We start from the raw sequence: 12523 nt of genomic DNA, 5'->3' as shown, positions 1-12523 counted from the left end.
TGCGTCGCATCTCGACGATAGTCAACGATATGTCGCCCAGCGGTGCAGCGGAAGAGGCGATCCCGGCCCCGATCACGCGCGCGTGGCAGACTGCAGGCGTGGACGCCCCCGAAGACCCCGGCACGGAGATCTCCTACGACGAGCAGCGCTACCCGGCCAGGCCCAAGCGCCTGCGACCGCGCGATCAGATCCGCGGCGGCAGTCCGCGGCGCTTCTCCACCGACCCGCGCACCGCGAACGCGTCGAACCCCTCGTACGTGGAGTGGCTCGTGCGGCAGTCGATGCTGAAGGACGCCGATGTGCTGAGCCGTCAGCTCTCGGGCCAGCCCTCCATGTGGCGCAACCCCTACGCGCGTCCCGACGCGCGCAGGGCGATCGGCGTGAGCGACGTGTGGTTCACGGCCTACCCGATCTCGCTCATCACCCGCCCCGGCCAGTCCTTCCTCGATGCGCTGGGCGACGAGGCGCTGTGGACGGCATTCGAGCGGATCGGCATCGACGCCCTCCACACCGGCCCCGTCAAGCGCGCCGGCGGCATCACCGACTGGCGCGAGACGCCCAGCGTCGACGGGCACTTCGATCGCATCAGCACCCAGATCGACCCGGCCTTCGGCGACGACGACGCCTTCCGCCGCCTCTCCGACGTCGCGGACGCCCACAACGGCAGCGTCATCGACGACATCGTGCCGGGGCACACGGGCAAGGGCGCCGACTTCCGACTCGCCGAGATGGCCTTCAAGGACTACCCGGGCATCTACCACATGGTGGAGATCCCGCCCGAGGACTGGCACCTGCTGCCGGAGGTGCCAGCCGAGCGCGACGCCGTCAACCTCGACATCGTGAGCGAGCGCGAGCTGAGCGATCGCGGCTACATCATCGGCGAGCTGCAGCGCGTCATCTTCTACACGCCGGGCGTCAAGGAGACCAACTGGAGCGTCACGGCACCGGTGCTGGGCGTCGATGGCGTCGAGCGCCGCTGGGTCTACCTCCACTACTTCAAGCAGGGCCAGCCGTCCATCAACTGGCTCGACCCCACGTTCGCCGGCATGCGCCTCGTCATCGGCGACGCGCTGCACTCGCTCGGCGACCTGGGCACGAGCGCGCTGCGGCTCGACGCGAACGGCTTCCTGGGTGTCGAGAAGAGCGCCGAGGGGCTTCCGGCCTGGTCGGAGGGGCATCCGCTCTCGCACGCGGCCAACCACATCATCGCCGGCATGGTGCGCAAGGTGGGCGGCTTCACCTTCCAGGAGCTCAACCTCACGATCGAGGACATCCGCGACACCAGCGCCGTGGGCGCCGACCTCTCCTACGACTTCGTCAGCCGGCCGGGCTACCACCACGCGCTCGCCACCGGGGACACCGAGTTCCTGCGGCTGACGCTCATGACCTCGCTCGAGCTCGGCGTCGAGCCGGTGGGCCTCGTCCACGGACTGCAGAACCACGACGAGCTGACGTACGAGCTGGTGCACTGGGCGACGAGGCATCGCGACGACCTCTACCCCTTCCGCCACGAGGAGATCACCGGCGGCGACCTCGCCGAGCTCATCCGCGCCGAGCTGACCGAGACGCTGACGGGCACCGCCGACTACAACCGCGTCTTCACCCAGAACGGCATCGCCTGCACGAGCGCGTCGCTGATCGCCGCGACCCAGGGCCACGCGCGGCTCGAGGACATCACCGAGGCCGCGATCCCGGCCATCCGCGACGCGCACCTGCTGCTGGCGAAGTACAACGCCTGGCAGCCGGGCGTCTTCGCGCTCTCCGGCTGGGATCTCACCGGCATGCTGACGCTGCCTGCCGAGCAGGTGCAGGATCTCATCGCCGCCGGCGACACCCGTTGGATCGAGAGGGGCGCGCACGACCTGCTCGACGCATCCCCCGACGTCACCGCCTCCGCGGCGGGCATGCCGCGCGGCCGATCGCTCTACGGCCCGCTGCCCGAGCAGCTCGAGCAGCCGGACTCGTTCGCCACGGGCCTCGCCGAGCTGCTGTCGATCCGGCGCGCGCACGGCATCGCGACGGCCACGCAGCTCGACGTGCCGCACGTCGCGCACCCCAGCATGCTCGTGCTCGTGCACCGCCTCGACGACGGCGACCCGACCGCAGTCGACGCCCGCATCCAGGTCACCGTCCTCAACTTCTCGGGCGAGGCGATCGAGGGCACCGTGCACTCGGAGTCGATCCCCTCGCAGCACGATGTGATCGACGCCGAGAGCGGCGAGCGGATCGCGCATGTCGACGACCTGCAGAGCTTCAGCGTGAGCCTGCCCGCCTACGGCGGGCTCTTCCTGACGCTCGAGCCCATCGACCCGGCGGACTGAGCGCTCGCGGACCCGCAGCCGGCGCGACTCACTGGTACGAGACGAAGACCGGCGTGGGCTCGATCGCCATGGTCGCCGCGGGATCCAGCATCGGGTGGTCCTCGTCGATGAAGTTCTTCCAGCCCATCGCGATGCCCGCGGGCAGATCCCGCAGCAGCGCGTTCCAGGTCTCGAGCTTCGCCGCCTGCGTGCCGTTGCCGTCCACGTGCAGCACCAGCGCGAGCTCGTCGTGGGCGGTGTCGAGCTGCGCCCGATCACGGATCATGCGCCGCGTGAACTGGTGCAGCACCACGACCTTCTGCGGCAGCGCGTGCGCGGCGGTGAGCTCGGCGAGCCAATCGAGCGTCTCGTTGATCTCCGCTGCGTCGACGCTGCCGATCTGCTCGAGGTGGCGTTGACCGGGCAGCAGCCGCCACTCGGGGTCGAGCGCGAGCCCGACGTGCGGCAGCACGAGCAGCTCCTCGTAGAGTCGCGCCTGCTCCGGGAACGACGACAGGCCCGGCTGCAGATCGAGCACGACGTACATGCCCTCCTCGCCGGCCCGCTCGACCCACGGCCGCAGCGTCTCCACGCTGACCTCGTTCGAGTAGTTGCCGTCGTCGCCGGCCGCGCCCGCGGCGACGGTCGCGATGATCTCGAAGGCCGGCACGACGGTCCTGTCGGTGAGCGCCTGGAACTGCGCGGCGCGCTCGCGGGCCCTGGTGACAGCCCAGTCGAGGTCCTGCTCGCCGAGCTCGCCCAGCACGGGCACGCCCGGGTGCCCGTACAGCGCCACGAACATGCGGGTGGGGAAGACGATCTGGCCGCCGCCGGGCAGCTCGACCTCCGTCGCCGCAGCCGTGAAGCGCTCGGCCAGCAGCGGGGTGGCGCCGAAGCTGTCGCCGAGCGCGAGCACCGTCGCTCCGGCATGCGCGCTCGCGGTCGCGACCGTCTCGCTCGAGCGGCGCGGGTCGCCGCCGGGCAGATCGGCGGTGGTGCCGGATGCGGCGCGCACGACGGTCTCTGCTGCTGCGGTCGCGTCGGCGCTCACGTCCGCTGCCGCGGCGCTGTCGGTGAGCAGCACCACCGGCGGCGCCGGCTGCGTCACCTCGATCGCGGGCAGGTCCTGCTCCGCCGGAGGCACGGCCGGGTCGAGGTCGAAGCGCTCGAGCTGCCCGTTCAGCGTGCCCAGGTCGTCGCCTGCGAGTGCCACGACGCTGGTGGCGCCGAGCCGCGCGAGCTCGTCGGCGACGCCTGGGCCGGCGATGAGTAGCGGCGCACCGGTCGCCACGGCAGTCTCGGCGAGGTCGTCGGCGCGGGAGGCGCTCGCCAGGAAGATGACGTCGCTGGCCTCGAGCAGCCGCTCGCTCGCTGCGACCGAGGCGGCGGATGCGTCATCGCCCGGCAGCACGACCGGCGGCTGCACGGCCGCGCGGTAGGTGACCGCGAGCGGCGGCAGCGGAGCGCACGCTCCGGGCACGAGCGCGACCGCGAGGGCGATGACGAGGACCAGCGCCATGCGCCGCACAGCCACGCCGACCACCTCCCCTGCCCTTCGTGCCCCACGGTACGCGTGCACTGCCCGGCCCTGGCGGGCGACGCGCGCCTGTCGCTGAACCGGCACGCAACCCGGGTGGTGCGTGCACGCATCCGCCCCCGAACACAGCAGAGCGGGCCTCCCGCCAGGGAAGGCCCGCTCCGGCGTCGAAGGGCTCAGCCCCCGTCGGCAGTGCCCATCAGGCGGCGACGAGTGCGCCCTCGCGCACGTGCTCCATCGCCTTGCTCCAGACGACCAGCTGGTCGAGCATCGGCGCGACCGACGCGGCCTGCATCTCGGTGGGTTTGAAGGTCGAGAAGTTCTCGAAGTCGGTGAAGAGCGAGAACATGCCGGTCTTCTGCACGTGGGCGACCTGCAGCTCCGAGAGGATGCCGCGGAGGTGCTCGACGGCGCGAACGCCCATGGCCGAGCCGTAGCCGACGATGCCGGCGGCCTTGTTGTTCCACTCGGCGTTCAGGAACGAGATCGCGTTCGCCAGCGCCGGCACGACGGAGTGGTTGTACTCGCCGGTCACGAACACGAAGCCGTCGAACTCGGCGATCTTCGCGGCCCAGGCCTGCGTGTGCTCATTCGTCTGCGAGCCGGGCATCGGCTCGTCGAGCAGCGGCAGGTCGAAGTCGGCGATGTCGACCAGCTCGTAGTCAGCGTCGCCGCGCTGCTGCGCCTGCTCCAGCACCCACTGCGAGACGCCCGCGCCGATGCGGTTCGGGCGGGTGCTGCCGGTGATGATGGCGATCTTCGTCGTGTGTGTCTTCCTCAGGGTCAGGGCTGTCGAGCAGCGCCGCGTCGATGGGATCCGGATGTCCCGCGCTGTCGCGATCGGCGTCGCGCCGTGAGCATCCACTCCATCCAACCGTTTCGATCTTGAACTATTCCGGCGAGGTCAGATTTCTCTGCTGCGCCCGCTCGGCGCTCGATGGCGCGCCCGACGGAGCGCCGATTCGCGGGATCATGGAGCCGGAAGGGACGAGCGGATGCGCGACCACGACGACCTGACGGCCAGACAGCGCAGGCTGTGGGAGCGCGCCGCGCCGCACTACGACCGGAGCATGGCGCTGGCGGAGCGGCTCTGGTTCGGCGGCGGTCGCGAGTGGCTCGGCGCGCGGGCGCACGGCCGTGTGCTGGAGGTGGCGATCGGCACCGGCGCCGATCTGCCGCACTACCGGGCGGATGCGGTCGTGACGGGCGTCGACCTCAGTCCCGGCATGCTCGCCGTCGCCCGGGCGCGCGCGGCAGAGATCGGCCGCGAGGTCGAGCTCGTCGAGGGCGATGCGGAACGGCTGCCGTTCCCCGGCGCCTCCTTCGACACCGTCGTGTGCGCACTCGCGCTGTGCAGCATCCCGGATCCGGCGCGCGCGATCGGCGAGATGCACCGGGTGCTGGTGCCCGGCGGGCGGCTGCTGCTGCTCGACCACGTGGGCAGCACCTGGCTGCCGCTGCGGTGGACGCAGCGGCTGGTGGAGCAGGTGACGGTGCGCACCGCAGGCGAGCACTTCACGCGCCGCTCGAGACCGCTCGTCGAGTGCTCGGGCTTCGCCGTCGAGGAAGCAGAGCGGCTGCAGGCGGGCACGGTCGAGCGACTGCGAGCGCGCAAGCCCGGCTGACGGGTGCGCCGGCTCCTGGCGGCGATCAGCGACTGCGCTCGCGCTGCCGCATCGCGACCAGCTCGTCGTAGCCCGACTCGAACGTCGGGTACCGCAGCGTCGGCAGGAGCGTGCGCAGCAGCGCACCGCTCAGCACCGTGCCGCTCAGCCTTGCGCCGCTCTGCACCGTGCCGCTCCGCACCGCGCCGCTCCGCACCGCGCCGGCGGCGGTGCCCGCGTCGCGCGTCTCGGGCTCCGACCGTGGCGGCGGCGCGACCCCGAGTCGCCGCGCGATGTGCGTCACGACGTCGCCGAGCGGCGCCGGTGCCGCATCGACGGCGTGCACCAGCCCGGGCGGCGCCTCGGCCGTCAGCATCGCCTGCAGCGCGCGCACCAGATCGGTCTCATGGATGCGGTTGGTGCGCCGCGCGTAGTCGACCGGCTCGCCGGCGAGCACGATGCGCAGCAGTCGCTCCCTGCCGGGGCCGTAGATGCCGGCGGGTCGCACGATGTGCGCGCCGAACAGCTCGGCCGCCAGCCGCTCGCCCGCGAGCAGCGTCTCCGCCCGCGCGCTCGCCGGCGCGGGCGGGTCACCCTCCGTGATCTGCCGCTCACCCGGTCGCCCCTCGAAGACCCGGGTGGAGGAGACGAGCACCACGCGCTGCGGGATGCGCGGCAGCGCGGCGGCGAGGTTGCGGAGGGCGGCGAGATAGCCGTCGGGCACTCCGGGTGCGGCCAGCGCCGGCGTGAGGGTGATCACCATCGCGTCCGCAGCCGGCAGCTCGCGCGGCGGCGGCGCGAGCAGATCGACCTGCAGCGGTGACAGCGACGGCGGCAGCGCAGCGGTGGTGCGCCGGAGCGCGAACGCCTGCGCGCCGGCGCCGACCAGGCGCTCCCCCAGCCGCGTGCCGACCTTCCCGCAGCCCACCAGCAGCACGCGCGCGCCCGGTGCGGACGCCGCCGGCCGCGGGCCGCCCGCCGTCATGCGCCCGCCCCTGCCCCGGCTGCCGCCGACGTGCGCTGCGGGTCGATCATCGTGATGCCGGTGGCCGTCGAGCGGTCGTAGCCGGGCAGCAGTACCGCAGCCTCCTCGAGCCCCACGGTGCGCTCGACGAGCCGCTGCGGCTCGAGCACGCCCTGCTCGATGAGCGCGAGCATCCCCGGGTAGTCGCGCGCGGCCATGCCGTGGCTGCCGAGCAGGTCGAGCTCCCACGCGATCACGCGCGAGAGCGGCACGCGCGGATGCCCGCCGGCCGGCGGCAGCAGGCCGATCTGCACGTGCCGGCCGCGTCTGCGCAGGCCGAGCACCGCATCCGTCGCCGTCTGCTCGCTGCCGACGGCGTCGACCGACACGTGACTGCCCCCGCCGGTGAGCGCCGCGATGGCCGCCGGCACGTCGCTGCCGTCGGCGAGCACGGTGTGCTCGGCGCCGAGCCCTGACGCGAGGGCGAGAGCGGATGGGTTGCGGTCGACCGCGATCACGCGCGCGCCGAGCGCGTGGCCGATCATGACGGCGCTGAGGCCGACGCCGCCGGCGCCGATGACGCTCATCCACTCCCCCGCCTGCACGCGGGCGCGGCCGACGAGTGCGCGATACGCGGTCGCGAAGCGGCACCCGAGGCTCGCCGCGGTCGCGAAGTCGACGCCGTCGGGGATCGCGACGAGGTTGGCATCGGCCGCGTGCAGCACCACCTGCTCGGCGAACGAGCCCCAGTGGGTGAAGCCCGGCTGCTGCTGCTCGGGGCACACCTGCGCGTCGCCCGCCAGGCACCACTCGCAGCGTCCGCAGCCGCACACGAACGGCGCCGTCACCCGGTCGCCGACCTGCCAGTGCTGAACGCCCGCGCCGACCGCCGAGACGACGCCGGCGAGCTCGTGCCCTGGCACGTGCGGGAACGCGATCTCGTCGTGCCCCGCCCACGCGTGCCAGTCGCTGCCGCACAGCCCGGTCGCCAGCACCTGCACGACGACGCCGAGAGGCGGCGGCGCGGGTGAGGGCACCTCGCGCACGACCGGTGCGCCGCGGACGGTGTCGATGACGAGCGCGCGCATGGCTCGATCCTGGCAGAGGCGGTGCCACAAGCGGGGGCTTGCGCGCCGCTGCCGCATCGCCGACGCTGGAATCACCCCACAGCCACAGGAGGTCGCGATCCATGGACGCAGCGCACGACAGCGATGAGCGGGCCGGCACCGTGGTGACGCGGCCCAATCGCGGGCAGTGGGAGAACGCGGTGGCGGGTCATCCCGAGCGCTCGCAGAGCTTCGGGACGAAGGAGGAGGCGGTCTTCCTCCGGCGCGCGGTCGCCGACGAGCTCGGCCTGCGTCACGTCGTGCAGGACGAGGAGCAGCCGCGCAGCGACTGAGTCGTCGCCCGGCCAGGGTGCACGCTCAGCGACCCTCGAGCACCGCCCGGGTCCTCGCGTAGCGGCGAGCGCCGACGACGCGCCACAGCAGCCGCACGGGTGCGGGCAAGTGCTTGCGCTGCCACGCCTCGCCGCCGTCGGGCTGTGCACGCAGGATCGCACCGAGCGAGTTCCAGGTCTGCCCCTTCGGCGTGTGCTTCCTGCCATGCGCGGCGAACCACTGCACCTCCTCCTCGGTGATCACCGCTTCCATCACGGGCACGATGGTGCGCTCCTCGTCTGGCAGATGCACGGCGAGCGCCTCGTTGACGCCTGCGAGCGCCTCCACCACCGCGACGCGGTCGGAAGGCTGGGCGGATGCGCGCCACGTGGGCAGCGCCGCGTCGAGCTCGTGCAGGTGCAGGTGCACCAGCATCTGCGCGTGCTGCTCCTGCATGCGCGTCACATGCGAGCCGCACGCGGGCGAGCGCTCGCTGAGCATGCTCCACAGCCGCTGGTCTTCACCCTCATGGTGCGCGTGCAGGCTCGCCGAGAGCAGATCGAGCTGCGCCGCGACCGCGGCCGCGTGCACGGTGTCGCCCGCGGCGACCCCCACGACGAGTGCTGGAGCCTCCCCGAAGCCGCTCCTGAACATGCGGTGGATCTCCGCCATGCCGCTCGCGTCGCAGAGCTTCGTGGGCGGCTCTGCATTGCTGGAGGGAAGCGCTCTCGCTGCCATGGTCCATCCTTCTCGAACACTGTCTGGATTGCCCAACTGTAGGCCTGCGCGCGCAGGCTGACAATGGTCGACGCGGGCGAGAGCCGCGCAGCCGCTGGCGAGCGACGATGCCGGGCGATGACGAGCGTCAGCGCCCATGCGCACCCGAACGGGGTCGCATGTCGTCGGCCGCCGCTAGCGTGCACACCCATGACGATCCGAGCGGCCGAATGGGATGTGCTGCATCCACTCGACGGCGCGCCGCTCGCGGTCGTTCGGCTCGTGCTGCTCGGGCCGCGACGCGAGCCGTACTACCGGGCCGTCACCGCGCATCCGGATCGCTCGCAGCGCCGCCTGCTCGGCTACTGGTCGAGCGTCGATGAGGCGCACGAGGCCTCGCTCGCGCTGTTCGAGCGGAGCACCGGGCGCTCGACCAGCGGCGGCGACGACCGCCGGCAGCGCGCGGTGCCGCCGCAGAAGCCGCCGCCCGCGCCCTACCCGACCGGCCGCGCGGCACCCGTCGCGCGCCGCGCCGCGTGAGGCCGGCGGCTTCGCCAGCTCCGCGAGGGGTGCTCGGACGGTGCCGGCGCGCCACTCGCTGTGCGGCTCTATCGGGCCAGCCGCGGCTGCCGATGAGCGACGAGCATCACCCAGCCTCCTGACCTGTGCGTCCAGCACACTGGCGTGCCGTCACCCGGCCCACGCGCGTCAGACCAACGCTCATTGAACGAGAGGCTGATCTGATCGTTCGCGGCAGCCTTCGTCCGGGGAGCGGGATCCTGCCCGGTGACCCGCTGGTGACTCCCGATGTTGGGCGGGGCGCAATCTCGGCGCCGACAGCATCGCGAGCAGCGCCAGCATCCCGAAGGCTGCTGCCGCCGCGGTGCTGAAAGCCACCAGGTCGCTCAACCGGCCGACCAGCAGCACCGCGCATGCCGCATGCGTTCCCGCACTACCGGTCAGCGCGTCAGCAGCGCACGAGCCACGGTCGCCCGCCATCCGGCATCGGCGAACAGACCGCTCAGCTGGTCGAGCACGTCGCGGGTCGGCCACGCCCAGATGTGCGCGGCATCGTCCAGGCTGCCGGCGCTCAGCATCCACCCCAGGTCGGCAAGCAGTGCGCCGCCGTCGGGCGCCGGCACATCGGTGCCGAGCAGCGCCGACCGCAGCAGCAGCAGCATCCCTGCATCGCGCTCGTGCGGCTTGCCCAGCGGCACACGGCTGCGGATGTGGTCCCACAGTGCCGCAGGGTTACCGGCCGTCGCGCGCGCGGCCGTCGTCGGCAGCAGCCTGCCCTTCAGCTTGCGAACGAGCCCGAGCTGCGTCGCCGAGGCTCGCAGCGCAGCGACCGGGCGCGTCTGGTCCTCGCGGTTGCCCTTCCCGATCCATGTGCCATCGAGTTCGAGCGCATCCCACAGTGCAGTCACGACCGTCGGCGGCAGCCATCCGGCCGCGGTGAGCGACAGCCCGTCGCCGACGACCTCGAGCAGCAGCCGGTAGGGCTCGACGGCCCGCTGCGCCTGCTCGGGTGACAGGTGCACGGGCTCGCGCAGCGCATCCGTCACCAGTGCCGCGAGCATGCTCAGCTGGGAGCCGCCCGCCTGCAGCAGCATCTGCGGGATGTACGGGTGCACCGTCTCGAGCGCCGGCAGCGGCCCGGTCGCCAGCATCTCGTTCACCTCGTCGACGTCGAAGTGCTCCGGGTCGAAACCCTCAGGCGCCCAGCGGCGCAGCTCCTCCGCCCACTCGGGGTCGATGTCGACCGGCCGCCCGGCGAGCACTTCGAGCAGTTGCGCGTAGCCGCCGATGCCGCCGCTGTCCTCGGGCGGGCAGGCGCGCTTGCCCGCCACGCACAGCGCATCAGGTGCGCCGTCGCCCCATTGCTCGACCCGCTCGAGCGTGATCGTGTGTTGCCAGCCGTCGCCGAAGTCGTACTCGTAGTGCAGCCGGTCCCCCGCCTTCGCGAGCACCTGGTCGAGCCGCACGTCCGCCTCGAGCGTGCCGACATCGCCCTCCTCGACGTCGAACGGGGTGAGGAACGGCTCGACGTCCCAGTCGAGCGCTCCCGGCCCCATCACGAAGTGGTGCAGATGCGAGTCGGTCCAGCCCATCGCGATCTGCAGCACCGTGTGCAGCCGGTCGAGCGGCATGTGGCTCGCGACCTGCAGCCGGCGCCAGATCGGCGGCTGCGCGCCCTTGAGGTCGACGCGGATCGTGTACCGGCGCGGATGCGGCTGCCTGCGCAGGAGGGTCGGCTGGCGGCGACGAGACCCGAAGGCGTTCATCCCCCGCCGCCGATGCCCGGGAACGGGATCACGTTGTCCTCTTGGCCCATGTGCCATGCCTCCCTCACCCGGCGGATCGATGCCTCACGATGCTATGCGGATGCGGTGGACCAGCACCGCACGGCCGCGCCGTGGAGGCGACGTCGACCTCCCCTTGGATGTGACAGGCGGTCGCGGCGTCATGTACAGTAGTGGGGTTGCTCCGGGAAGCCGGAAGCAGCGCAAGGGTCTGTGGCGCAGCTGGTAGCGCACCTGCATGGCATGCAGGGGGTCGGGGGTTCGAGTCCCCCCAGATCCACCACTGAGAGCCCCGCCGCTCGGCGGGGCTCTTGTCGTCTCTCCTTGCGGGCGGTCCACTCCGCACATGCAGATGTTTCCCGCCCCGCCCCGCCGCGCTCAGCGCTCGCTCGCGCTGCTCGATCGACATCCGCGCATCCTCGCATCCTCGATCAGCTCGGCGTCACGGCGTTCGCGGTGCTGATGGCGAAGCGGCGCGCCGCCAGCTGACGCCCGTACACGCCGCCGCGGCCGCTATCCCGCGTTGCTGGGCGGCTCCACCATCATGAACATGTCACCGAACTGCTCGCCGACGATGCGGAACTGCCCCCAGCGCACGCCGCCGGCCTCGCGGTGGTCGAGCCCGATCCAGTCCCAGGCGAGGATCGCCGGGTTGTCGGCGCTGCACGCGGGCGGCTCCGTCTCGGTCGCGCCGTCGATGCACAGCAGCGCCAGGCCGTCGCCGCCCTCGACCACCGTCACACGCTCGTAGGTCTGGGCAGTGGATGCGCAGCCGGTCAGCACCAGCAGCGCAGCCGCAGCCGTCACCGCCGCTGCTCGTCCGCTCACCCGCACGCGTTCGATCGTACGGGCTCGGCCCTGCGCAGCGGCCGCGAGGCGCCGCTAGGAGTCGTCGCCTGCCGCCGCTCGCGCGACGACGCTCCTCGCGTGCCGCAGGATGGGCTCGTCGACCATGCGCCCCTCGAACGAGAAGACGCCGGGGGTCGCCTCTGCCGCGGCCAGCACCCGCTGCGCCTCGGCGACCTGCTCGGCGGTGGGAGCGAAAGCGCGCCGATAGGGCTCGATGTGGTTCGGGTGGATCGCAGCCTTGGCGCCGAAGCCGCTGGCGGCGGCATCCGCGGCCTCCGCGTGTGCCCCGTCGAGGTCGGTGATGTCCGCGCGGATGGCGTCGATCGCGGTGACCCCGAAGGCGCCGGCCGCCAGCAGCACGCGGCTGCGCGCGTGCATCGCGACGTCGCGGTACGCGCTTGACTCATCTCGGCTCGACGTGCCGCCGAGCGATGCGACCAGGTCTTCCGCACCCCACATGATGCCGACGACCGCGTCATGCGCGACGAGGGACTCGGCCGCCAGCACACCGCGGGCGGTCTCGCACAGCACCACCACGCGGGCATCCGGCACGGCAGCCACGACTCGGTCGACCTGCTCGCTCGACTCGGCCTTCGCGAGCATCACCGTGCGGAACGGCGAGGCCGCGACGGCGGCGAGATCGTCGTCGAAGCCGGCGGCGGATGCGTCCTGGACGCGGACGATGGTGCGCGCGGGATCGAGCGTGGCAGCCTGCACCGCCTCGCGGGCGGCGGTCTTGGTCTCGCCGCCGACCGCGTCCTCGAGGTCGAGGATCACCGCATCCGCCCGGTCTGCCGCCTTCTGGAAGCGATCGGGCCGGTCGCCGGGGCAGAACAGCAGCGCCGGGCCCATGCCGAGCGCCGCCATGCC

General features: G+C 72.5%; 12 protein-coding genes and 1 tRNA gene. 5 read left to right on the top strand and 8 right to left on the bottom strand.

Annotated elements, in window-relative coordinates:
• The first annotated feature begins 29 nt into the window (after positions 1-29).
• Positions 30-2321, top strand: coding sequence for a maltose alpha-D-glucosyltransferase (treS, locus tag BM288_RS12265; protein WP_092919194.1), 2292 nt, complete (start codon positions 30-32; stop codon positions 2319-2321).
• A gap of 28 nt (positions 2322-2349) precedes the next feature.
• On the opposite strand, the gene BM288_RS12260 is transcribed toward treS, so the two are convergent.
• Positions 2350-3834 carry a hypothetical protein gene (locus tag BM288_RS12260; RefSeq protein WP_092919794.1) on the bottom strand — a complete coding sequence of 495 codons (1485 nt, stop codon included), beginning with the start codon at positions 3832-3834 and terminating at the stop codon, positions 2350-2352.
• Between the two features lie 202 nt (positions 3835-4036).
• Positions 4037-4618: an NADPH-dependent FMN reductase gene (locus BM288_RS12255; RefSeq protein ID WP_092919792.1), complete on the bottom strand. Its 582-nt coding sequence runs from the start codon at positions 4616-4618 to the stop codon at positions 4037-4039.
• 214 nt (positions 4619-4832) lie between these two features.
• On the opposite strand from BM288_RS12255, the gene BM288_RS12250 reads away from it, so the two are divergent.
• Entirely contained in the window at positions 4833-5462 is a 630-nt protein-coding gene (locus BM288_RS12250; RefSeq protein ID WP_092919193.1) for a class I SAM-dependent methyltransferase, read from the top strand.
• 25 nt (positions 5463-5487) lie between these two features.
• Here BM288_RS12250 and BM288_RS12245 read toward each other — a convergent pair whose 3' ends face one another.
• Both BM288_RS12245 and BM288_RS12240 read right to left on the bottom strand, forming a co-directional pair.
• Entirely contained in the window at positions 5488-6426 is a 939-nt protein-coding gene (locus BM288_RS12245) for a sugar nucleotide-binding protein (RefSeq protein ID WP_092919192.1), read from the bottom strand.
• A complete protein-coding gene (locus tag BM288_RS12240) occupies positions 6423-7493 on the bottom strand; it encodes a zinc-dependent alcohol dehydrogenase family protein (RefSeq protein ID WP_092919191.1) in 1071 nt (356 codons plus the stop codon). The genes BM288_RS12245 and BM288_RS12240 overlap by 4 nt, the downstream gene beginning before the upstream one ends.
• A 101-nt stretch (positions 7494-7594) precedes the next feature.
• On the opposite strand from BM288_RS12240, the gene BM288_RS12235 reads away from it, so the two are divergent.
• Positions 7595-7804, top strand: a complete 210-nt coding sequence (locus BM288_RS12235) for a hypothetical protein (protein ID WP_092919190.1) — start codon at positions 7595-7597, stop codon at positions 7802-7804.
• 25 nt (positions 7805-7829) lie between these two features.
• Here BM288_RS12235 and BM288_RS12230 read toward each other — a convergent pair whose 3' ends face one another.
• Positions 7830-8522, bottom strand: coding sequence for a hemerythrin domain-containing protein (locus BM288_RS12230; RefSeq protein ID WP_092919189.1), 693 nt, complete (start codon positions 8520-8522; stop codon positions 7830-7832).
• Positions 8523-8711: 189 nt separating this feature from the next.
• Here BM288_RS12230 and BM288_RS12225 point away from each other — a divergent pair, with 189 nt between their 5' ends.
• On the top strand, positions 8712-9041 hold the full coding sequence (locus BM288_RS12225) for a hypothetical protein (RefSeq protein WP_092919188.1): 330 nt from the start codon (positions 8712-8714) through the stop codon (positions 9039-9041).
• A 419-nt stretch (positions 9042-9460) separates the two neighbouring features.
• Here BM288_RS12225 and BM288_RS12220 read toward each other — a convergent pair whose 3' ends face one another.
• On the bottom strand, positions 9461-10786 hold the full coding sequence (locus tag BM288_RS12220) for a plasmid pRiA4b ORF-3 family protein (protein ID WP_177220381.1): 1326 nt from the start codon (positions 10784-10786) through the stop codon (positions 9461-9463).
• A gap of 225 nt (positions 10787-11011) precedes the next feature.
• Here BM288_RS12220 and BM288_RS12215 point away from each other — a divergent pair.
• Positions 11012-11087: transfer RNA gene (locus BM288_RS12215), tRNA-Ala, on the top strand.
• 230 nt (positions 11088-11317) lie between these two features.
• Here the strand turns inward: BM288_RS12215 and BM288_RS12210 are convergent.
• The gene (locus tag BM288_RS12210; protein ID WP_143103107.1) at positions 11318-11632 is read right to left on the bottom strand and encodes a hypothetical protein; all 315 of its coding nucleotides are present in this window, start codon (positions 11630-11632) and stop codon (positions 11318-11320) included.
• Between the two features lie 54 nt (positions 11633-11686).
• Positions 11687-12520, bottom strand: coding sequence for an HpcH/HpaI aldolase/citrate lyase family protein (locus BM288_RS12205; RefSeq protein WP_092919791.1), 834 nt, complete (start codon positions 12518-12520; stop codon positions 11687-11689).
• Between the last annotated feature and the right edge of the window lie 3 nt (positions 12521-12523).

This window comes from Agrococcus baldri, from assembly GCA_900114805.1.
GTDB lineage: Bacteria > Actinomycetota > Actinomycetes > Actinomycetales > Microbacteriaceae > Agrococcus > Agrococcus baldri.
Note: the sequence above shows the minus strand (reverse complement) of the source record. Positions and strands in the feature narration are given on the sequence as shown.

Coding starts and splice junctions, on each gene's coding strand:
- BM288_RS12205 (WP_092919791.1), bottom strand. CDS start 12,520: ATGGCGGCGCTCGGCATGGGCCCGGCGCTGCTGTTCTGCCCCGGCGAC.
- treS (WP_092919194.1), top strand. CDS start 30: ATGTCGCCCAGCGGTGCAGCGGAAGAGGCGATCCCGGCCCCGATCACG.
- BM288_RS12235 (WP_092919190.1), top strand. CDS start 7,595: ATGGACGCAGCGCACGACAGCGATGAGCGGGCCGGCACCGTGGTGACG.
- BM288_RS12250 (WP_092919193.1), top strand. CDS start 4,833: ATGCGCGACCACGACGACCTGACGGCCAGACAGCGCAGGCTGTGGGAG.
- BM288_RS12230 (WP_092919189.1), bottom strand. CDS start 8,522: ATGGCAGCGAGAGCGCTTCCCTCCAGCAATGCAGAGCCGCCCACGAAG.
- BM288_RS12225 (WP_092919188.1), top strand. CDS start 8,712: ATGACGATCCGAGCGGCCGAATGGGATGTGCTGCATCCACTCGACGGC.
- BM288_RS12245 (WP_092919192.1), bottom strand. CDS start 6,426: ATGACGGCGGGCGGCCCGCGGCCGGCGGCGTCCGCACCGGGCGCGCGC.
- BM288_RS12240 (WP_092919191.1), bottom strand. CDS start 7,493: ATGCGCGCGCTCGTCATCGACACCGTCCGCGGCGCACCGGTCGTGCGC.
- BM288_RS12220 (WP_177220381.1), bottom strand. CDS start 10,786: ATGAACGCCTTCGGGTCTCGTCGCCGCCAGCCGACCCTCCTGCGCAGG.